This is a genomic window from Fimbriimonas ginsengisoli Gsoil 348, assembly GCF_000724625.1.
Lineage (GTDB): Bacteria > Armatimonadota > Fimbriimonadia > Fimbriimonadales > Fimbriimonadaceae > Fimbriimonas > Fimbriimonas ginsengisoli.
In genome coordinates, this window is record NZ_CP007139.1 from 3,342,349 (window position 1) to 3,363,016 (window position 20,668).

Sequence of the window (20,668 nt, forward strand, 5' to 3'; positions counted from 1 at the left end):
TTAACTCGCCGGCTCCCGAGTCGACAGCGTCCCAAACTGGCTCTTGACGACCCCTTTCTTTGGCACGAACCAAAACAGCAACTGACGCTCCGCCGGAGCCTCTCCCGGGCTTGGTGTGATCACGATGTCGACATTCACTCGAATCGCCTCATCGGGAGATAGCCCCATCGTCACGCTGTCTTGCGAGGAAGTGATCGTGGCCCTTGCGGGATGCGGGTCGAGCTCGCCCGACAGCTTTCCGGACCAGGTATAGGTGTCGCTCCCTACTGCGAGCGGAAATCGAAGGAGCGGAATCGGCGGATCGTAAGTCTCACCAGCGGCGGTGGCCAGGAAAAAGCCGTCCGACGTGGATACGTACTCCTCTTGGTCGAAGAGATCCGTACCTACAAGCAAGTCCAACACGAATCGGTCCCCTTTCTTGGTCGCCTTGACCGATACCGGGACCGTGGTTCCGCTATACACTTCCTTTGCTTTGGGGGGCGGGGTCGCGTCGGGTTCGAGCTGTTTCCGGTCCACCATCCGGCCACCGAAGGAGTGGGGGGGTGCGGACGAGGCGCCTGTCTTATCCCGGCACGCCACCACTATCACGGCGACCAACGCGGACGCCGCGAACCCTACCCAACGAGCATGCGGCTTCAATCGCGGGGCTTCGCCTCCTCAAATTTGATAAGACGCAGCTCGTCCTTGACCTCCTTGTTCCGCTCCTTGTGCTTCGAGACGCTCTCGACAAGCCCGATCCCCTTGGCATAGATCGCCGTCGTATCTTCCCGTCCGCGCGCCAGGCCTCGGTCGATGATGGACACCATCTTGAGCTCGATCACCGGCACCTTCCTTCCCAAAATCGTGCGCTCCCCCTTCGACACCGCCTCGCACGTTAGGGTGAGATAGTCCGCCAGCTTGGCGTCGCTGGTGGATCCGTTAAAGGTCCAGCGGGATCCCGCAACGTCGAACATCAGCATCGGGATCGGCTTCGGAAGCGGGTGATCGGTGCTCGTGCCGACCATGTAGATCCCCGTGGGCTCGGACCGATAGTAAGTCGTCGAAATCACCTGGTCGCCGCTCTTGGTGATCACCGGAGTCGCCGGTTTCCCCGCGACGTTGACCGGCTCGCCGACCTCGTCCACGGATGTCGCCTTGCCGGAGGCCCCCCGCTCCTCGTAGGTGCGGCGCGTACCCGGCACGAGCACGAAGTAGTCGTCCGCGGGCGAAGCAAAGAACGTGAGCGCGAGGAGCGTAGTGAGCATGGTTACTTGACTTCCTGAATCGTGATCGTTTGCACTTTCCCGTCGGGGAAGGTGGTGGAGAGCACGGTCTTGACGCTTCCGCGGTCCTTGACATACCAACTCTTGGATGTCGTGACGACTTTCTTCCCAGCGATCGTGCCCTTGCCCGAGGACGTGATGAGCAGGGCGTCATGTTCGCCAACCTTTGTGGTCACCTTTTGCGGACCCACGACGGTACAGGTGCTGTTATCTTCAAGCTGCTGTTCCGGCTTGTCGGGCCGGTCCACCTCGGTATGGCTGGTCCACTTGACGCCAGGAGCCAGCTTGGCGGGCAATTCCAGATCGTGCGCCCCTACTTTCGCCACCGTTGAGGCGGTGTTGTAGATCCCGTCCTTTTCCAGCACTACTTCCTGCTGGCCGACGAGGTCCCCCAGCTGGCCGTCGCGAGAAATGGTGAAGACCGGTTTGCCGTCTTTGATCTCTTTGAGGGCGATCGTCTGGGTTCCGGTCAGCACTTGGTTCGGTTGGCTGCTGGAGCGGATCTCCATTTTCATGGGCGCGGCGCTGCCCAAACCGTAGTAGGCGTAGCCGTCGTGTTTCAGGTCAGCCGGAATCTGGCTTACATCCAGCTTTGGCGGTGTCGTTGTCGTCGAGGCCGTTCCGCTCGAAGTGGCGGAGCCGCCGGAGGTGGGGTTAGCCGCGTCTTTCGCCTGGCATCCGCCGAGGATCGCGAGGGCCAGAATTGGAGTCCATCGTAGAGTTCTCATGATTGGTCGATATCAGTTGAAGAGCCGCCGTGGATCTTTCCACGACTCGCCGTACCTAGCGTACGACTCCGACGCCTACTTTAATCAAAATTACGTTGTTCGCTTCCGCGAGAGTGCCCCGCAGCAATTGACGATTTACGATTGACGATTTTGAAATCCGGCCCAATCCCGACCAGCGGAAGCAATTGTCAATCGTAAATCGTCAATTTGACTGCACCTTCGTGTGCTTATTGATCTTGTCGACAGCGTCTTTAACTAAGACTTTATCGCGCATCTGGGTGATCGTGAGCTCTCCTTCGGCAAGGACGTGTTGGATACGGGGGGCTTCGATCGCGACGCCATCGGCGACGAGCAGGATCTGAGTCCCGACTTTATCGTGCGAATACTTCCAGAGTCGTTGCCGGCCCTCGTCGGTCATCTCTACCGTGAGGTCGTTGCGGAGTCCGTCGGAGGTGTCGTAGGTTCGGTAGGACGCGCTCTTGATGTGCGATTCGTTGACGATCACCGTGGCGCTGCGGAGGACCCGCTCCACCGGCTCGGCCAGTCGCCGCCCGGTCTCGTCCGAGATCATCGAGAGGAGGGACTTCTGAATGTTCTCGGCCCTGTCCGGATGTTGTTGGATCGTCTCTGCTTCCGTCTTGTAGTAGCCGGCCTGCATTTCACGGTTGTAATTCTTGTCCGCGTACTGACTTTCCACGGTTTGAATGAGGCGCGGCTTGTACGGCATCAGAACGTGCCCTACGACCTCCTTAGTCGTTCCGGCTAAGTTCACCTTGACCTTCACCGGTACGTCGACCACGATGCCGTTTTCGATCGAAGCGGGGCGGACCTTATCCAACGGCATACCGTTGATATGTACGTTTAGGTCTTGCTCAAGCTGGTTGCGCTTTGCGGCATCCCCGGAGAAAGCTTTATGGAGATCCTCGGCCGACCAAACGATCCGAATCGGAGGAAGGAGGTCCTCCTTCATTTCGTTCATCGTCATCGTGAGCGGCCCGAGCGCTTTTTCGTCGCCACGAAGGACGGCGAGCATCTCCTTGATCGGAATGCGCTTCTTGATGGACCCCTCGGTTGCGCCCCCCTGGTCGTTTCCGTTCCCCTGGAATTTATCCGAGGCTTCGACCAGTTGGGCGACATAGTTGGCGACGATGATCTTGTAACCCGCTCCCGGATCGATCCCGAGAAGGTTCACTTCGCCAGGGACAACCGGAGAAAAATGGGCCCCCTCGATCGCCTTCTCGAGCCAGAGGCGATAGCCGCCGTAGACCACACCGAGGAGGACTACGAAGCCAATAGCAATTTTGGTCGAGGACCGGAATTTCATATCGATGCCAACAAAGCAGAGTGCCGGCTAGTTCGCGCACCTGGCGCGAACCTTCACCAAAGGCGCAACAAGTGTACCGCTGACGCTATTCGCTTGGATTGAACGACCCGTACAGGCCGCCGGCGATCGCCGAGATGCCGAATGAGATAGCCAGACACACCGCCACGAATGGGATCGCCGTAACGAGCGGAAATAGCTTCAACACGAAGAGGCCGATTGCCATTCCGACCGGAACCAGAGCGGTGAGCACGCACCCAATGAGCAGCAACATCCCTCGGAAGCCGCGTTGCGCCGCATCGTCCACGTCGGGAAAGAGAAGGATGACGAGCAGTGAAACCGCCGCCCACGTAAGCGCCAACGTCGTCGCCATGAGGATCGCCGCCAACGAATAGGCCCAGATCCGATAATCGATGATGGTCGCGCCCACGCCGGTAATCGTCGAGATCACGAAGGTCGGTACCGTCTTGCCGACCACTTCGGCAAACACGGTCGCCGCCGGACTGAACGGCAACGGCTTCTGAAAATCGACCCGGCGAAGCAGCTCCATGAATCCGCTTGTCGAATTGCTGATGGTGAGCGAAAGAACTCCGATCGCGAGGAACGCCATTAACATCCCTCCTTCGTTGTGCACGTTCCCCCGCTTCGACATTGCCCACAACGGCATCAGCGAAATTGAGAGGACCATCGGGGTGAAGATGACGTACTGCCACATCGCTCCCCGCGCCTGAAGCAGAAGCTCTTTCCATAGGAGAGCCGCGCTCCCGCGGAAACGCCAGCGGCCGATCACCCGCGCGATGCGTCCCCCCTTAACTTTGCCCTGCCGTGCTTGTTCGGCCACGATCGCGTAGGTATCCCCGCTCCGCTGCATCCGCCGCATGTCGGTGCTCGCAAATCCCTTGGCCGCGGCCTGATCGTAAAGGTAGTCGACCTGTGTCATCGCGGTGCGAAGGCTGAACAAGATGATCGCGAGCATCGCCGCCGTTCCGGCCAGTCCTTCCCAAACGCTGTTGTGAAATGGGGCCATCACCACTGCGGTCGCCGCCGTGGCGGTGAAGAATACGGCGCGAAGGAACGGGCTGCGGCTGAGCTCCAAGGCGGTATCCCAGCTCGGATCGAGGCGAACGTACCACGCAATATAGCCAAGCACCGCCACCACGACGACGGTCAGCGTCACATTGATGATCTTCTTGTTTCGGTCGCTCGCCTCGTCGCTTCGGTTGATGAAAAGGCTGAGGGCGTAGCCGATGCAGACCCAGCAGAGCGCCATCAAGAGATACGAGATGGAGAAAAGTCTTCCGGCGAGCGCCCCCTCCTGGGGGAAGTGCCGGAAGATCCGGTCATAACCGGCCAGCGCCCGGCGGCTGGCGAGGATCGCCAGGAAGAGCGGGATGAGCAAGGTGATCAGGTAATCGCGGACGATCCGGAAAACCAAAACCGTCCGCGGGTTGACCGGCGTGGCGAACAGAACATCCACATCCGAGGCCCGGAATCCGCCACGCGGATTGAACGAGCTGCTTAGCAGCAGGAGGGACAGGAACGCCAAGATCCCAAAGACGACCCCTTGAACCACATCGGGACGGAACTCCAGCATTGCCTGCGGCTGGGCGAAGCCACCCGGTATTCGCCGGGAGTCCGGCGAAAGGGTCTGGAAAAACGTCATAAAGTAGTAGCCGAAGAACACCAACAGTCCGATCAGCCGCTGTGGCGAGCTGACGGCTCGGCGGATGCCGTTCACGAACGACCGCACGGTTAAAAAGAGAAGCGGCTTCACTTCTCCTCGGTGAGCGTCAGGAAGATGTCTTCCAGACTCTGCCCCTCGCCATGAGTTAGCGTTCGGATCTCGTCCACCGTTCCTTCGACCAGCTTCTTGCCTCGGGCGACGATGATGACCCGGTCGCACAGTTTCTCGGCGGTGTCGAGGAGATGAGTGGAGATGAGGATGGCGGCGCCGGCGTTTCTCGCGCGCACGATCTCATCTTTCAGCTCCTTGGCGCCGGCCGGGTCGATTCCTATCAGCGGTTCGTCGAACAGCATGACGTTGGCGTCGTGGATCAGCGCGCACGCCACGGAGAGCTTCTGCCGCATCCCTTTGCTGAGGGTCGCCACGAGCTGGTCTTTCTTCTCGATCAGGTCGTACCGGTCGAGCAGCTCATTGCCGTTGCGTTCGTAGACGTCGAGCGTGTTGAAGCACATGGCCACGAACTTTAGATGCTCGTCGACGGTGAGCAGCTCATACAGGCTTGGAACCTCGGGCACGAAGGCGAGGGCGGCTTTGGCCCTTGCTTGATCGGTCACCACGTCGTGGCCGTTTATCAAAATTCGCCCGTCGGTTGGCCGAAGAATCCCGGCGACGCAACGGAGAGCGGTCGTCTTGCCGGCCCCGTTCGGGCCGAGTAGCCCAACGATTTCCCCGGGGCTGATGGTGAACGACAGCTCGTCTACCGCACGGAATTTTTTGTACTGCTTCACCAGCCGGTCGACTTGGAGCATTCGAGCCAGGATACCGGATGGGTTAACGGTTAACGTCCTGCCTAGCGCAACACGTTAAAGAGCACCTGCGCGACAAGGATCTTGAAGATCGTTGCGAGGGGGAAGATCGTTGCGTACCGGGCGTTCGGCAGGTCGTTGCCGGTGCGGTCGACGGCGAACGCCAGATTCACCGGCTGGGTTTGGGCGCCAGCGTAGATACCGTAGAGGAGGTTCAGGGGGATCTTTAGCAGCTTGTATCCCACTACCATCATTACCAGGCCGGAGCCCAACGTCATCGCGGCGCCGCTGGTGAAAACATTCAAGCCGTGGCCACCGGCCAGTGTGCTGTAAAAGTCGTACCCGGCTCTCGTACCGATTCCGGCGGCGAACAGAAGCAAGCCGAGTTGGCGCAGCGTGAGGTTGGCGGTGTAGGGAAGGTTCCACACCAGAGGTCCCGTCCTCTCGAGGCGGCCGAGCAGAAGCGCAACCACCAGCGGTCCTCCTGCGAAGCCGAGCCGGAAGGTAATCCCGCCAGGCAGCGGAATCGGAAGCAGCCCCAACATCAGGCCGAGCGCGATGCCGATGCAAAGGGTTCGGAAATCGACGTCGGCAAGCGCTCGATACGAATCGCCAAAGATCCGCTCGACCGCCCCCATCTCGTCCCGCCTCGCCAACACGCGCACTCGGTCTCCCAATTCCAAAATTGTGTCGCCCGATGGGATCAGATCGATATCTCCTCGGCCCACCCGCGTGATCACCGCCTGATGGAGCTGAGGCAGAGCAAGTTGACTAAGGGGCCGCCCGGCAACCGATGGGTTGGAGACGAACATCCGCCGCACATCGAATTCAGTTCGGTCGAGGTGCACCTCCTCGTCGCTAATTTGGCCCAAGAATTCGGTAAGGGTATCGAGCTCCGCTTCCGGCCCGGTGGTTGCAATCCGGTCGCCGAGCTGAATCTTCAGATCGCCGCTCGCAAGCAGAACCTCGCTTGACCGAAGAACCCGTCCGAACACCACATCGCGAGCCTGTTTGGCGGTGAGCTCCACGACCGACATTCCCGCCGCCGCCGGGTTTGTCACCTCGATCGTTCGGACCTCGATCTTTTGAATCGACCGTCGGTAGCTGGAGACGGTCAACGCCTCCTTTTGGAGGTCGACTCCGAAGAGGCGTTGCGCGAGCAGCATGACCATTATCGGACCAAAGATCCCGATCGGATAAGCAAGGGAGTAGCCTACGACCGGTTCGGCAAGCGCCTTGCCCGTGCCCCCTGCGGCTTTCACCGACTCGACGACGCCGGCCAAGCCCGAGGCGTTGGTAAACGCCCCGGAATACATCGCCGATCCGGTTGCGCCGGCCATGTTGGCCGCTCGGGCCAGTAGGTAGTCCGCAACCCCGGCCAAGGCGAGGACCCCGAGCGCCAGCGCGGTATCCCGAATCCCTCGCCGGTCGAACCCCTTGAAGAACCCGGCCGCGCTATTGAGGCCGATGGTGTAGATAAAGAGGGTGAGGCCAAAAAGATAGACGACATCCGGAAGCTTGAGTCTCGGGTCGACCGCTCCGATGGCGATGCCAACGAAAAGAACCGACGCCGTCCCGAGACTTACGCCGCGGATTCTCATCCGTCCGAGCGGATAGCCGATCGCGCACACCGCGAATAGCAGGAGAAGCGGATTCTCGCCGAGCAATCGGACCACAAATTCCATCCGTCCTCACTGTAGACGGCGAGTTCGTCACCCGGCTAGGCCTTCCGGAAAAGTTCAAGGAACCAAGGGTTCAGTTGAACGTTCTTGATACATGCGGGGCGCCGGGAGCGTCGGCCTCTCCGCGGACAACGGAAAAAGACATGAGCATATCAAGAGCCCAAGCCGGCTCGCGCAAAGGGGGCATCCAAAGGGTGCTGTGTGGCCTTGGCCACCACGCTTTTGAGAGGGTCGGTACTAAAACCGAAACCGCACATCGCTACAGCGAAGTGCACGAGACACTATACGAAGTGCGACAGCACCGCGCGCTTCTACGCTGCGCCTGCTGTGGTTCCGAGGCGGCACGTCTCGACACCACGGAAGAATCGGCCGTCGGCCAGTACGAGCGAAAGTTCGTCCGCACCGAGGTGTAACCGTTAGGCACTGGCGGCGTAAGGCCGCCAGTGCCTACGACGTTCGATTGACGACGTTCAGGGTTCCCTCGGGCGCCTCCAACTGGATCCACTTCCCGCGAAATTGCAGGATTTTGGCCCCCGTAACCTTCCCCTTCCCGAGAGGAAGCCAAATCGGCTTGTTCGCAAGCGACTTAGGGATTCGCACCGTGTAGCTATCCGGCTCTTCGGTTGCCAGGGTCAGCGCTTGAGGATAGTCTTTGGCCTCGGTCGATCCGGTTAGCAGCAGCGAGCGGCCGAACACCGCATCGGGCAAAACCTGCGAAGCGAAAAGCGCCAAGCCGAGATACCGGTCCATTCCAGCTTTTGACGGGTTCGCCAGAGCGGCCTGGATCGGAAAGTTCGAGGCGGCGGTCTGGACCAAAGGAGTTACATTCGCGGCGAGCCACTTGTCGAGAAGCTCCTTGGTGACTCCCATGACGTCCTCCGGCACGAGCCGCCCCTCTTCCATTCCCTGCCGAATCCAGGAGAGGAAAAGCTTCTCGCCGAGGTAGCCGTTTGCCCAATCCTCCGGCTCCTTGTAACCGCCGATCGCCGGGAGCGATGCATGGCCGTACTCGTGCGCGATCTCCCGCGCCATTTCCATCGGCTCCGTGAAGGAGTTGACGTCATAGATGTAGATGGTGTTGACGCTCTTCTGGAAACCTCCCTCTTCGGCGATGTCGAACCGCTGCTCGCCCCCCGCGGTTCCGCCCCAGCAGAGGAAGACATCCACGATCTTCCCGTTGTATTGCACCGCGTGGTCGAGCTTTAGCCGATGAAGATTCTCCTGCTGCAGGGTTAGCAGCATCCGGGTGATCAGGGCGTCACGATCTTCTTTGTGGTCCTGCGAATAAACGCGGAATCGAAGCTCCCATGGGGCGGCGACGCCGGAGACGAATCCGGTCATCACCCAGGGGAACTCCCAGGCCTGACGGGCGTTGCCGACGCCGAACTTCTTCGGCGACAGCCTGCCGGGTTCCATCGGATCCAGCCGTGCCTGAATCATCAGCGACGGGACGAGAGAGCCTGGCCGCGCGAGCGTCACCTGCTTCATGCGAACCTTCCCGTCCCCTTGAGCGAGCAGGAACGCGAGGCTCGCCAGGACCAGGCTCATTAGTGGGCGCCTTCCAGACTGAGGAATCGCTCCGCGTCGATCGCGGCCATACAACCGGTTCCCGCGGCCGTGACGGCCTGTCGGTAGATCGAGTCGGCGACGTCGCCCGAGGCGAAGACGCCCGGAATGTTGGTTCGGGTGCTGCCCGGCACGGTCTTGATGTATCCAACCTCGTCCATATCGAGAACGCCCTTGAAGAGATCGCTGTTCGGTTTGTGGCCAATCGCGATGAACACACCCGAGACGGGCAGGTCGCGTTTTTCGTTCGAATGGGCGTCGCGGAGGCGAATGGTCGTGACCTTACGATGCGGCTCGGACTCGCCGGCGATCTCGTCGACCAGCGTGTTCCAGTGCACCTCTACTTTCGGGTCGTTGAGGACCCGCTCCTGCATGATCTTGCTCGCCCGGAATTCGTCGCGCCGGTGAATGAGGTGCACCTTGCTGCAGAGCTTGGCCAGGTAGTGCGCCTCCTCCATCGCGGTGTCGCCGCCGCCGACCACAGCGACCTCGCGGTTCCGGAAGAAGAACCCATCGCAAGTCGCGCAAGCGCTTACTCCGAATCCTCCGTATGTCACTTCGGACGGAAGCCCGAGCCACTTGGCGCTCGCGCCGGTGGAGACGATCACGGTTCGGGCAAGGATCTCTTCCTCTTCGGCCCAAAGCCGAAACGGCCGCTGGCTGAGGTCGACTTTCGTGATTTCCTTCGGCTCGATCACGGTTCCAAAGCGCTCCACCTGGCGGCGAAACAGGTCCATGATCTCCGGGCCGAGAATCCCGTCCGGGAATCCCGGATAGTTCTCCACGTCGGTGGTAATCATAAGTTGGCCGCCCGGCTGAAGACCGGAAAACATCACCGGCTCGAGGTTCGCGCGGGCAGCATAGAGGGCGGCGGTATACCCGGCCGGACCCGAACCGACGATGACGACGTTATGAACTTTGCTCAATCTAAAAACAGTTTACCGGGGGGCTAAGGGCGATACGATGCCTAGCTCGGCATCGTATCGCGGGTTCGCTTAGTAACGGTAAATAGCGCTGAGCTCGCCGTTTCCCGGTAGCTGCTCCTGCTCGACGACGACCACTTGGGCGCCCGTCATGATCGCGTGCATCGTGGCCCGATCGATGAGGTCTTCCGCCTGAGGATCGTCTTCGCCGGCCGGAGAGACCACAAGGCTCTGATCGTCAAACTTTCCGTAGTAGGTGGCATTGGGCGCCACGAACAGAATTCCCACCCGCCCAGTTGCCGCGGCGGGCAGGATGTCGTCGATGATGTTCGAGGCAAGCTGCTTGGAAATGGCGTTGCCGAACTGCTCTTGAAGTTTGTTCAGTTCGTCATTCCACATTGTCGAGAGTAAGCCCATCGCTTGCTCGTGAAGCTGCTCGTTCGAAACGTGCTCGGCATTTCCGTCGATCGATTTCTCGATCAGATTCTTAAGCTGGGTGGCCTGCCGATAGAACGGGGTGATCGAGTCGGCGCCGGCCAGCACGACCGGCGCATCGATGTCCGACATTGCGCGCCGTACCCCATCGTCCAACTGGCGGAAGAAGAACATTCGATCTTCGTGCTCTTTCCGGTCGATGTCTACCACTTGCCCGTGGAACGCGCCGGCCGCACCGGTGGAGCCCGTCCCCGAACTGCCGTGGCGCACGATGCGCGTGGCATGCTCCCCAAAATTTGGGGCAGCGTCTTCTTTGTTGAGCGCCACATCGGAGGGCAACTTAACCGTTCGGCAACTGTGCGGCGTGCATTCCAATAGACGAGCGTCGTTCAGGCTGACCGCCACGACGTAAAACAGCTTGCCCTCCAGCAACGGAAGCAAAGGTTTGATTTCAAACCGATCGTTGACGTGGCAGACATCCTCCACTTCGATCGGCAGATGGTAGACACGGAAGAATCCCGGCGCGATAAAGATCGCCATTCCGCTCTCGTTTCCGATCCAAGATTCATTGTCGTTCAGAAGAGAGTTGGCCTTTTCCAGGAGATCCCGTGCTTCCGTCGGCCGCATCCCCTTTGCCGCTACCAGCTTCTCTTCCGCATCACGCAATAGCTTCTTAAGGTGAATGGGGTCCTGCCGCGTGTCGCGTCCTTGCCGGTGGGTCGGCATGTAGATCGAGACGCACGGAGACGTCCCAGCCTCAACCAGTTGTCGAAGCTGCGCGTTGGTGATGATGTCCATCCTTGCTTTCTCCTTGACGGCCGGATCAAGTCTGATCCGGCCCGATACGTCCTTTGACCGAAGATCGCCTCACCAGGGTCCTATTGAAGTGATCTATCCTGTGGCATGGCCGACCTCGAATACCGACTCCTTAGTGCCGATGAACTCGAATCGGGTCTTGCCGGCCTTCCCGGTTGGAAGGTGGAGAATGGCGAGATCGCCAAGACTTTCGAGTTCAAGAATTACAAAGACGGCCTCGTCTTCGCCGTCGCCGCCGGGTACCTGGCCGATCGCCTGGACCACCATCCCAATCTTTTGGTGACTTACGGAAAAGTGCGTATTTCCGTCAATACGCACTCCGTCGAAGGGCTTTCCCCTTACGATTTGGAGTTGGCCCGCCGAATCGAGCGAATCGTCTGAACAGCAACTATCGCGCGCATTTGACAATCGTAGTACTTTGCTATATAACCGAATCGGCCGTGCGGTTCGCGGCGCGGAGGGTACGTGTTTGGGTCTACGGTTCTCGAAGTTGCTATTGGCCTGGTGTTCGTCTATCTGGTACTTGGATTAATCTGCACCGCGGTTAACGAACAGATTTCCCAACTCCTCGCACTAAGGGCAGAGAACCTGTTTTTCGCCATCCAGGGACTGTTTCGCGGCAAATACGCCACCCTTATCGCTCACGATCTTTACGACCACTCTCTGGTCCGTAGCATGTCGTCGAAAGGAGCTCCGGTGGAGGGTACGCCCGACGTCACCGCCGCGCCCGCCGCTTCTGTCGACTCGGGAAAGGTCGCCGACGACGCCGCCGAGCCTGCCGGAACCTACCGTCCCAACCACAAGCCGTCCTATATCCCCTCCCACGTCTTCTCGCTGGCCCTTACCGATCTGTTAGGCCTTGTGCACCCCAGCGAGCCGGCGCCGGTAGTCGCTGGCCAGGCGGCTACTCCGGTAAAGCCGTTTCTGGACACGATCAAAGAGTCGCCATACAACAAGGACGGCCATCTCTACGGCATTCTTCGCCCGCTCCTAGCCGGGGCTGGCGACGACATCGACAAGGTGCGCCACCATCTGGAGCTTTGGTATGAGGCGACGATGGAGCGGGCGAGCGGATGGTACAAGAAGCGGATCCAGATGATCACCTTCTGTGTCGCCTTCGGCATTGTCCTCGTTGCCAACGCAGACTCGCTGATGATTTTCGAGCGCCTTTGGGCGAACCCAGCGCAGAGGCAAATTTTGGCGGGCCAAGCGCAGGTTGAGGGTAAGACCCTAGCTGGCGCTCCATCCGAGCTCAAGGACGAATCGAAGAAAGCCGTCGCCGACCTCCTAGGTTGGAGTGGACCTGTCAATTGGAATGCCTCGGACTACAAACCGTCCAATCCGAACCGCTTTCCGATGGGGTTCGAGTGGTTTTACAAGCTGATCGGTCTGGCGATCACCGCCTTTGCGGCGTCCCTCGGCGCTCCGTTCTGGTTCGATATCTTGAACCGGTTCATGAATATCCGCACCACCGGCGCATCGCCAGGTGAAAAGCCGAAGCCACCCGATACCAAGCCGCAGCCGAGCGATCGGATCCCTTCCAAGCCGACCTCCCCTACGACCGCTGATTCCAATGTCCAGGTGAAGAAATGAGCGATCGCAATCCGCCCGCCGGAACCCAGGTGACAACGGTCGATAATATCGACGACCGCTTGGCGATCGCGGTTAAGAAGTCGCACCAGTTCCGAAGCTCCCAAAAGAACAAAAAACTTAGGGTCGGCGTCATCGGCGGTGGACTCGCTCTCCTCGGAACCCTCGCCCCCCATGCTCCCTCGACACCGGTAAAGAGCTCAGGCCCCGCACCCGCGTCGGTGGCTGCCGGATTCCCAGAATTCATCGAGGATGGAGCCTGCGGATTGGAAGGGAAGTCGAAGAAGCGCCCATTGACTGCCCTCGACTTGGCCAAGAACCCGCTGAAAAATCGGACGACGTCGCCAGCGCCGTCTGACATCGACCCGGGCGTAAGTCTTGCCGACTTCTTCGGTCCGGACGCCCTCGAGAAGTCGCCCAAGCTCAATGAGTCGAAAGGCGTCACGATCACCGGCTACATCGTTGAAATCAAGAGCGGCGGCCCAGAGACTTGCAACTGTCAAACCGACGACACCGAGTTCTGGGACACCCACGTATACGTCGCCAAGAATCCGACCGACGAGCCGAAAGACGCGATCGTGGTGGAGGTCACCCCGAGGATGCGTCAAATCCTCAAACCTGGCTCTAACGAGTGGGACACCAAAGCGTTGAAGGCGAATTTCCGCCCGGGTACGAAGGTCCAGATCACCGGTTGGCAATTCTTCGACACCGAGCACTGGATCAACACCGCCAACAATCCCAAAGCGACCAACGTATGGCGCGCTTCCTGCTGGGAGGTGCATCCCGTGACGGATATCAAACTGCTCGCCCCTCCCGACGCCGCGTCGGCGAAGCGAAACAGCGCCCCTCGTCCCAACGAAGAGAGCCCGCCTTAGCGTTGCCCGGAAATGGGCGCTATCGCCAACCGTTCTCTCGGCTATAGAATCTCTACGTAAGCAAAGCACTTTGTGGTACAAAGTGTTTCGATGGTCCAGAGCATCGAAAATCCGAACGAAGACCTGCGAGCGATTCGGCGCTTGATGGAACGATCAAGCCGATACTCCAATTTCTCGGCCACCTCCTGCGTGTGGGCGGGCATGGTCTCCCTTCTGGGTGCCGTCGCCCAACTAATGGTCGCCCCGCGCGGAGCTTCCCGTGGTGAGTTTCTGGCGGTTTGGGGGATCACCGTCGCCGTGACGTTAGCCGGCGACTTGTTCATCACGCGGAGGCGAATCACCTCCGAAGATCAGGCAGTCCTCGTGAGGCTTACCCGGCAGATGGCGAAATCGGTCGCCCCCGCCTTTGCCGCGGGCGGCGTCCTTACGATTCACTCGCTGGTAGCGAATCGCTTCGCGGACATCTACCCGATGTGGGTACTGATCTACGGTGTCGTCATCTGTGCCGCCTCCTCCTCCGCGCCGCGGCAACTGGCTTGGTTTGGCCAGGTCTTCTTAGGTGTTGGCGTAATCGCGGCTCTGTTGCAAACATTTTTGAGCCTGGGCGAGGTGTTCGGGCTCTCCGCAATGGCGCTCGCCTTCGGGCTGGGCCACATCGGCTATGGGCTTTTACTGGCACGAAAGGAGGGTTGGTAGGCATGAACGAAATGAAGGAAGCAACCCGGATCGGCTCGGCGATCGAGCAGATCGATGACGTTCTCCACCAAAAAGCGCGGCTCGCGATTATGGCTTCGCTCATGGCGGCGGGCGAGTTGGATTTTGGGGCGCTGAAACGAAACCTATCGCTTTCCGACGGCAACCTCTCGACCCACCTTGCGGTCCTCGAGCGGAACGGTTTTGTGTTGATTCGCAAGGAGTTCGTGCTGCGCAAGCCGCTAACCACTATCGTGCCGACGGAGAAGGGACGTTACGCCTTCGAACGGTATGTAGAGGCGCTCGAAGCAGTTCTCCAGTCGATGAAGGAGGCAAAGGGATGAAAACGAGATGGTTGCCCTTAGGGGCGATTTCACTAGGCGTGCTTGCGGCCGGGGGCGTCGCCTACCATGCGATAACAACCCCGACCGTGATTGCGCCCGGCACTTCGGTGCACTTCGACGACTGGTTTTTCACGGCGAGAAACGCTCGCCGAGTAGGTCGGATTGGCAATTTGGATGCGCCGCCGGGAAAGGCTTTCTATATCGTCGACGTCAACGTCCGAAGCGAGGCCAAGCGGGTGAGTTTTACCTTCCGACCCGAAAGCGTAAGGATCACGCTCGACGGCCACCAACTCAACCCCGCGGAAGCGGCCCAGCGAGAGCTGCCGCTCCCATCCGCCGAAATCGAACACGGCGAGCAAGCGACTTATAGCCTAGCTCTCGTCGGTCCGGCTAAGGGCAGGGAACTACGCGTCAAGTTCGAAGCCGGCGGAATCGGCGAGTGGCTAGACGCGATTCTCGGTGAGAACAAGGAAGTCCTATTCCGACTGTGAGGTTGTTATGCTTTGTAATTCAAAGTTCTTTGTCGCCTGTCTCGTTCTCGTAAACCTTAACACCTCATATGAAACCGCCGATCGTCGCTCTGGAGGGGCGGTAGAGCGACTTCAAGAGATTCGGCAAATCGTGGAAAAGGAACTCGTAAAGTCCCACACACCCGGCGCATCCGTCGCCGTGGTTCGGTACGGGAAGATCGTCGTGGCCGAGGGATACGGGTTTGCCAACGTCGAGCTGCATGTGCCTGCAACCGCCGACACAGTTTACGGGCTTCTCTCCGTCTCCAAGCAGTTCACGTCCGCCGCCGTGCTGCTCTTGGAACGCGAAGGAAAGCTCCGCTTGGACGAACCGATCGGAACGTACCTCCCCGGCTCTCCCGAGGCATGGAAAGCGGTCACCGTCCGTCACCTTCTCAACCACACCTCGGGCATCCCGGACTACACCGATGTCCATCCGTTCTTTGAAGAGATCGCGCTCGGCCGAACCCCGGACGAACTGCTCAAGCCGGTGCGCGAGGCGCCGCTCATGTTCTCACCGGGCTCTAAATGGCGGTACTCCAACTCTAACTACTACTTGCTCGGCCAGATCGTCGAGAGACTCGGAGGGAAGCCATGGAGCGAATTTCTGAAGGAGCGGATTTTTCGTCCGGCGGGCATGGGAGCGACGCGAGACAACGTTCCGACCGATGTCGTTCCGAACCGCTCCGCCGGATACCACTGGCTCGACGAAAACGCCGCCCGCCTTCCGGCCTTCGTCACCGGTTACCACGGGCGCGTAAACGTGCTGCAGAACGCGATCTATATTCACCCAAGCAAGATGTGGGCAGCCGGGTCGCTCCTTTCGACCGTTCGCGACCTCGCCAAGTGGCAGATCGCCCTTGATAAGGGACAGATTCTCCCGCATGAAACCGTAGCCGCGATGGAAAAAGCCGCATCCCTCCGCGATGGCACATTCGCCCCTTATGGGATTGGGAACGAACTGATGACCGTCGGCAAGCATCGGGTCGCCGGCCATCAGGGGGGAGGGATGGCGTTCAACTCGACCGTCCTCCGTTTTCCCGACGACCATCTTAGCGTCATCGTTCTAGCCAACCAGACGAGTGCGCCAAGTCGCACGTTGGCGATGCGGATCGCCGCCCTCTACCTACCGGATCTCGATCCGATGCGAGTTGTACCGCCCCGAGATCCCGACCCAGCGCGTACCGGACGGCTCCGCCAGTTCCTCGTCGATGCGGCTCTGGGTCACCCCGATGAGTCGATGTTCGCTCCCCAAGCCGCCGACTTAGTCGCCTTCGTTAAGCGAAGCGCACCCCAATTTCTCGGTGAGCTCGGAAAGCTAAAGTCGTTCAAGTTTCTTTCTTCGGAATCGACCAACCAAAGAACGGTCGTGAGCTATCGGTCGGTTTACGAAAAGAAGACGATCCTTTGGCGCTTCACCATGACGAAGGACGACCATATCTCCAACATCGAGCCCGTAGAACAATGATCTCCCCGGGCGGGGCCATCCGGACTACGGGCCCGTAACGCCGCAAAGCTAAAATAGGTGCATGTACATTCCCGGACCCTTTCGAGTGGACGACCCGGAGATCATTCGCCAAGTCGTTGCCGCGAACCCGTTCGCAATGCTCGTTTCGGTTCAAGAAGGGGTTCCCATGGCGACGCACCTGCCCGTGCTGCTGGTGCAAGAGGAGGGCCAAGACGTTCTCGTCGGCCACGTGGCAAAGGCGAATCCGCACTGGCAGGTTTTTGGTTCGACAGCCCTGATGGTCTTTGCCGGGCCGCACGGTTACGTCTCTCCCGCCTGGTATGAGACGGCGCCCAACGTGCCGACCTGGAATTACGTGGCTGTCCATGCCTACGGAACTCCGGAAATCGTCGAAGGCGACGAAGCCTTGGAGCACCTGCGGGAGCTTGTAAACGTCTTCGATCCACACCTGGAAAAGACCAACCCGGAGAGCACCGAGCTCGAATTTCTGCGAAAGAAGATGGCGGGCTTAGTTGCCTTCCGAATGCCGGTCGAGCGCTGGGACGCGAAGGCAAAGCTCAACCAGAACAAGCCGGAATCCGACCGGCTCGCGGTTCGGGAGCGATACTTGGGCTCGTCCGACCCCCATGAGAGAGCGATGGCCGAAATGATGCCGGGCAGATCGTGACGTATGTCAGAATCTCGCCGTAGGCTTTGTCCGGCCTACCTTTGGCACCGATGGCCGTTCCGATCCTCATGTATCACAAGGTCGCGCCGGTAGATCCGCGTTCGACGCTAAAGGGTCACTACGTCTCGCCACGGCTCTTCGAGAAGCAAATGTCTGCGCTCGCTTCGCGCGGATTTACAGCAATTCCTCTGAATTCCCTCTTAACCGGAGACATTGCGCCACGCTCTTTCGTTATCACTTTCGACGATGGCTACGAGAATTTCCATAGGTACGCTCTTCCCATCCTCGTACGTCACGGATTTCAAGCCACCGTGTTCCTCGTCGCCAACGCGATCGGGGGAACGAACCGGTGGGATTCGGAGGCTGGGGACGTTGAGGAACGCCTAATGACCCTGGAGCAGATACGGGATGCGGGGAAGCAGGGGACCCAATTTGGATCTCACACACTGGACCATGCCGACCTACCGGCGATCGGCGAAGCGGAGGCTTGGCGTCAGATCTCCGAAAGCCGGGAAGTGCTGGGCGGTCTGCTAGGGACCGATATCGAAGCCTTTTGTTATCCCTACGGGAGAAAGAATCCGGCCGTCCGGGAGATGGTCGTTCGGGCCGGATATCGCTTGGCTTGCTCCACCGAGAAGGGGGCGAACAATCGGGAGACCGATCCGTTCGCCTTGCGAAGAATAAACATACGTCGCGACACGTCTCTTCCAGTGTTCCTCTATAAGCTTTGGAGGGACGCTCGGAACGATGGCTAGTCCCCTCTCCATTCTCCAGGTCTGCAGCGCCAGCCAGGCCACGTACGGCGCGGTTCAGAGTTTGATGACTTTGGCGGTCGCCCAGCGTGAGGCGGGCCACCGCGTCGAGTTCGCGACCTTCAAGGGCAAACGCTTCGGATCACAGGTCGAAGCCGCCGGATTCCGCGTTCACGAGGTCGCCGTGCGGGCGAAAATCGACCCGGTCGCCATCGCGGTTATGCGGGGGGTGATGCTTCGCGGTGGTTTCGACATCGTCCACACTCACCTCTCCACTTCTAGCGTGAACGGTTGCCTCGCTGCGCGCTCCGCCCGCGTACCATCGGTCGCAACCGTGCACGGGATGAGCGGCAAGCTGTCATTCGTTGGCGCCGACCACCTGATCGCGGTTTCTCAACAGGTAAAGGATCACCTCGTGGAACAGGGAGTTCGGGAGGAGAAGATTACCGTGGTCTATAACGGCCTAGAAATGGAGGAACCGAGTCTGGACCGCGACGCGGCGCGGACCCGTCTCGGCCTCTCTCCCGACGCGATCGTCCTCGGGACGATCGCGCGGGTCACACCCGCGAAAGGGATCGACGACGCCCTTCGGGCAGTGGCAATAATGGCCCCCAAGATCCCCCGGCTACGATATCTCGTCGTAGGGGACGGCGACGGCCTACCGGCCTGTCGAAAACTTGCCCAAGATCTTCAGATCTCCGACCGTGTGACCTTCCTCGGATACCGAACCGACATTGCAAACTGCCTGGACACGATGGACATGTTCCTGTTCCCATCGCACAAGGAAGCGATGGGAATCGCGCTCGTGGAGGCGATGTGGGCCGGCCTGCCGACCGTGGCTACCCGTATCGGGGGTATTCCCGAGGTCATCACTCCCCAATGTGGGATTCTGGTCCCCTCCCACAATCCCGAAGCGGTCGCCAAGGCGACCATGGAACTGCTCGACGACGACGCCTTGCGAGACCGCATGGGCGCCGCGGCCGGACATCGGGCGCGCACCGTTTTTAGCAGCCAGTCGATGCGCGAGGCGACCGACTGGGTCTACCGGTCGATGCTGGGCCAGGGGCTCCCGATCCCTCAGCCGTCGCCGAAGAGCCGGCGGTCAGGCCACCGGCGGCGCTAACCGGGTCATAATCGGCCATGTCAAGGAACATCGCCGTCCTGCCGGGTGACGGCATCGGGCCGGAAGTAACCGCTGAAGCCGTGAAGGTGCTGAAGGCGACCGGAGCCTCTTTTGAGTTCGAAACCGCGCTGGTGGGCGGCGCCGCTTACGACGACGGGGGACATCCGTTGCCGGCCGCCACGCTCGACCTGTGCCGTAAATCGGACGCCGTCCTTTTAGGCGCGGTGGGCGGCCCCCGGTACGACCAGATCCAGCCTCCGACGCTTCGCCCCGAGGTCGGCGCCCTTTTGCCGCTCCGGTCGGAGCTCAATCTCTACGCCAACGTCCGGCCCGCCAAAACTCTGCGGCCGCTCATGCAGGCCAGCCCGCTCAAGATGAGAGCCGGATCGATGGTCGACCTCGTCGTAATGCGCGAGCTCACCGGCGGCATCTACTTTGCCAAGCCGCGCGAGAGGCGAGATAACGGCGCGACCGCCGTCGACACCTGTATCTATCATCGGCACGAAGTGGAACGCATCGCAAACCGGGCCTTCCAGATCGCACGGCAACGCCGGCGGGAGATCGTGAGCGTCGACAAGGCAAACGTCTTGGAGACGAGCCGCCTGTGGCGCGAGGTGGTCACCGAAATGGCCGCCAAAAACCCAGACGTGAAGGTAACCCACATGCTGGTCGATAACTGCGCCATGCAACTCATCCGCGAACCGGCTCAGTTCGACGTGATCCTCACGGAAAACATGTTCGGAGACATCCTGTCCGACGAGGCTTCCATGATCACCGGCTCGCTCGGACTCCTCCCATCGGCTTCGTTGAGCGACGAAAAGGCGGGCAAGGTCTTTGGCCTGTATGAGCCCGTTCACGGGTCCGCACCGGACATCGCCGGGCAGGGGCGCGCCAACCCGATCGCCGCAATTCTAAGCACCGCCCTCATGCTCCGTTACTCGTTCGACGACGACCGGGGGGCGAGACGAATCGAGGACGCCGTTGAGCACGCGCTCGATGCGGGACTTCGAACCGCGGACATCTTCGAGAAGGGCTGCAATCTCGTTTCGACGAGGGAAATGGGCGACGCCATCGCCTTCCGGCTTCAAAGTGCGGCCCTCTAGCGGTGCCGGGTAACGCGAGGGACGAGATACAGCGTCCCCAGCCCCGGCAACGCGACCGCGCCCAGGATCGAGGTCAGAACGAACGTTGGGTAGTGGGTGAAGAAGAGGCCGAGATAGAGCCCGCTGCCGCCGCCGGTCAAGGCGAGAAGGATGCTGCAGATGATGAGGAGGCAGCCGTCGTTCTCGCTTCCCGCGCCCTTCGCCGCCCGCATTCCCACGAATGAGAAGAAGGCGGCGCTCAAAAACCACGAGAGCGCAATGATCCAGTAAGCCCCGCCGGTGGCGAGCCAGTCGTAGCCGGGCGTTTGAGATGGGTTCACG

At 60.2% G+C, this 20,668-nt stretch carries 23 protein-coding genes; 12 read left to right on the plus strand and 11 right to left on the minus strand.

Annotated elements, in window-relative coordinates; translation table 11 throughout:
• The 7 genes from OP10G_RS15080 to OP10G_RS15110 all read right to left on the minus strand — a co-directional run bounded on the left by OP10G_RS15080 (window position 1) and on the right by OP10G_RS15110 (window position 7,486).
• Window positions 1-519 (minus strand): hypothetical protein, encoded by a 519-nt coding sequence (locus OP10G_RS15080; protein ID WP_144241184.1) that lies wholly within the window; start codon window positions 517-519, stop codon window positions 1-3.
• 116 nt (window positions 520-635) lie between these two features.
• Window positions 636-1,244 carry a hypothetical protein gene (locus OP10G_RS15085; protein ID WP_025229603.1) on the minus strand — a complete coding sequence of 203 codons (609 nt, stop codon included), beginning with the start codon at window positions 1,242-1,244 and terminating at the stop codon, window positions 636-638.
• 2 nt (window positions 1,245-1,246) lie between these two features.
• The gene (locus OP10G_RS15090) at window positions 1,247-1,990 is read right to left on the minus strand and encodes a hypothetical protein (protein WP_025229602.1); all 744 of its coding nucleotides are present in this window, start codon (window positions 1,988-1,990) and stop codon (window positions 1,247-1,249) included.
• A gap of 202 nt (window positions 1,991-2,192) precedes the next feature.
• On the minus strand, window positions 2,193-3,314 hold the full coding sequence (locus tag OP10G_RS15095) for a hypothetical protein (RefSeq protein ID WP_025229601.1): 1,122 nt from the start codon (window positions 3,312-3,314) through the stop codon (window positions 2,193-2,195).
• A gap of 85 nt (window positions 3,315-3,399) precedes the next feature.
• Entirely contained in the window at window positions 3,400-5,085 is a 1,686-nt protein-coding gene (locus OP10G_RS15100; protein ID WP_025229600.1) for a putative ABC exporter domain-containing protein, read from the minus strand.
• Window positions 5,082-5,804, minus strand: coding sequence for an ABC transporter ATP-binding protein (locus tag OP10G_RS15105; protein ID WP_025229599.1), 723 nt, complete (start codon window positions 5,802-5,804; stop codon window positions 5,082-5,084). Before OP10G_RS15105 ends, OP10G_RS15100 begins: the two co-directional genes overlap by 4 nt.
• A 41-nt stretch (window positions 5,805-5,845) precedes the next feature.
• Window positions 5,846-7,486: an aspartate:alanine exchanger family transporter gene (locus OP10G_RS15110; protein ID WP_227624941.1), complete on the minus strand. Its 1,641-nt coding sequence runs from the start codon at window positions 7,484-7,486 to the stop codon at window positions 5,846-5,848.
• 140 nt (window positions 7,487-7,626) lie between these two features.
• Here OP10G_RS15110 and OP10G_RS15115 point away from each other — a divergent pair, with 140 nt between their 5' ends.
• Window positions 7,627-7,896, plus strand: a complete 270-nt coding sequence (locus OP10G_RS15115; RefSeq protein ID WP_025229597.1) for a hypothetical protein — start codon at window positions 7,627-7,629, stop codon at window positions 7,894-7,896.
• Window positions 7,897-7,930: 34 nt separating this feature from the next.
• Here the strand turns inward: OP10G_RS15115 and OP10G_RS15120 are convergent, their stop codons facing one another.
• The 3 genes from OP10G_RS15120 to OP10G_RS15130 all read right to left on the minus strand — a co-directional run bounded on the left by OP10G_RS15120 (window position 7,931) and on the right by OP10G_RS15130 (window position 11,205).
• The gene (locus OP10G_RS15120; protein WP_025229596.1) at window positions 7,931-9,031 is read right to left on the minus strand and encodes a hypothetical protein; all 1,101 of its coding nucleotides are present in this window, start codon (window positions 9,029-9,031) and stop codon (window positions 7,931-7,933) included.
• Entirely contained in the window at window positions 9,031-9,975 is a 945-nt protein-coding gene (gene trxB, locus OP10G_RS15125) for a thioredoxin-disulfide reductase (protein ID WP_025229595.1), read from the minus strand. The genes OP10G_RS15120 and trxB overlap by 1 nt, the downstream gene beginning before the upstream one ends.
• Before the next feature lie 69 nt (window positions 9,976-10,044).
• Entirely contained in the window at window positions 10,045-11,205 is a 1,161-nt protein-coding gene (locus OP10G_RS15130) for a baeRF3 domain-containing protein (protein ID WP_025229594.1), read from the minus strand.
• A 105-nt stretch (window positions 11,206-11,310) separates the two neighbouring features.
• Between OP10G_RS15130 and OP10G_RS15135 the strand changes: the two genes are divergently transcribed.
• The 11 genes from OP10G_RS15135 to leuB all read left to right on the plus strand — a co-directional run bounded on the left by OP10G_RS15135 (window position 11,311) and on the right by leuB (window position 20,347).
• Window positions 11,311-11,604, plus strand: coding sequence for a 4a-hydroxytetrahydrobiopterin dehydratase (locus OP10G_RS15135; protein WP_025229593.1), 294 nt, complete (start codon window positions 11,311-11,313; stop codon window positions 11,602-11,604).
• 123 nt (window positions 11,605-11,727) lie between these two features.
• A complete protein-coding gene (locus OP10G_RS15140; RefSeq protein WP_144241185.1) occupies window positions 11,728-12,816 on the plus strand; it encodes a hypothetical protein in 1,089 nt (362 codons plus the stop codon).
• Window positions 12,813-13,688 (plus strand): hypothetical protein, encoded by an 876-nt coding sequence (locus OP10G_RS15145; RefSeq protein ID WP_025229591.1) that lies wholly within the window; start codon window positions 12,813-12,815, stop codon window positions 13,686-13,688. The genes OP10G_RS15140 and OP10G_RS15145 overlap by 4 nt, the downstream gene beginning before the upstream one ends.
• Before the next feature lie 90 nt (window positions 13,689-13,778).
• Window positions 13,779-14,384: a hypothetical protein gene (locus OP10G_RS15150; protein ID WP_025229590.1), complete on the plus strand. Its 606-nt coding sequence runs from the start codon at window positions 13,779-13,781 to the stop codon at window positions 14,382-14,384.
• A gap of 2 nt (window positions 14,385-14,386) precedes the next feature.
• Window positions 14,387-14,725: a winged helix-turn-helix domain-containing protein gene (locus OP10G_RS15155; protein ID WP_025229589.1), complete on the plus strand. Its 339-nt coding sequence runs from the start codon at window positions 14,387-14,389 to the stop codon at window positions 14,723-14,725.
• Window positions 14,722-15,216 carry a hypothetical protein gene (locus tag OP10G_RS15160; RefSeq protein ID WP_038473192.1) on the plus strand — a complete coding sequence of 165 codons (495 nt, stop codon included), beginning with the start codon at window positions 14,722-14,724 and terminating at the stop codon, window positions 15,214-15,216. The genes OP10G_RS15155 and OP10G_RS15160 overlap by 4 nt, the downstream gene beginning before the upstream one ends.
• Before the next feature lie 7 nt (window positions 15,217-15,223).
• Window positions 15,224-16,702 (plus strand): serine hydrolase domain-containing protein, encoded by a 1,479-nt coding sequence (locus OP10G_RS24790; protein WP_025229587.1) that lies wholly within the window; start codon window positions 15,224-15,226, stop codon window positions 16,700-16,702.
• 61 nt (window positions 16,703-16,763) lie between these two features.
• On the plus strand, window positions 16,764-17,369 hold the full coding sequence (locus OP10G_RS15170; RefSeq protein ID WP_025229586.1) for an FMN-binding negative transcriptional regulator: 606 nt from the start codon (window positions 16,764-16,766) through the stop codon (window positions 17,367-17,369).
• A 50-nt stretch (window positions 17,370-17,419) separates the two neighbouring features.
• On the plus strand, window positions 17,420-18,124 hold the full coding sequence (locus OP10G_RS15175) for a polysaccharide deacetylase family protein (protein ID WP_025229585.1): 705 nt from the start codon (window positions 17,420-17,422) through the stop codon (window positions 18,122-18,124).
• On the plus strand, window positions 18,117-19,244 hold the full coding sequence (locus OP10G_RS15180; RefSeq protein WP_025229584.1) for a glycosyltransferase family 4 protein: 1,128 nt from the start codon (window positions 18,117-18,119) through the stop codon (window positions 19,242-19,244). Before OP10G_RS15175 ends, OP10G_RS15180 begins: the two co-directional genes overlap by 8 nt.
• A gap of 17 nt (window positions 19,245-19,261) precedes the next feature.
• On the plus strand, window positions 19,262-20,347 hold the full coding sequence (leuB, locus tag OP10G_RS15185; RefSeq protein ID WP_025229583.1) for a 3-isopropylmalate dehydrogenase: 1,086 nt from the start codon (window positions 19,262-19,264) through the stop codon (window positions 20,345-20,347).
• Here leuB and OP10G_RS15190 read toward each other — a convergent pair.
• On the minus strand, window positions 20,344-20,667 hold the full coding sequence (locus OP10G_RS15190; RefSeq protein ID WP_025229582.1) for a hypothetical protein: 324 nt from the start codon (window positions 20,665-20,667) through the stop codon (window positions 20,344-20,346). The two genes, leuB and OP10G_RS15190, sit on opposite strands and share 4 nt — an antisense overlap.
• Window position 20,668 lies beyond the last annotated feature (1 nt).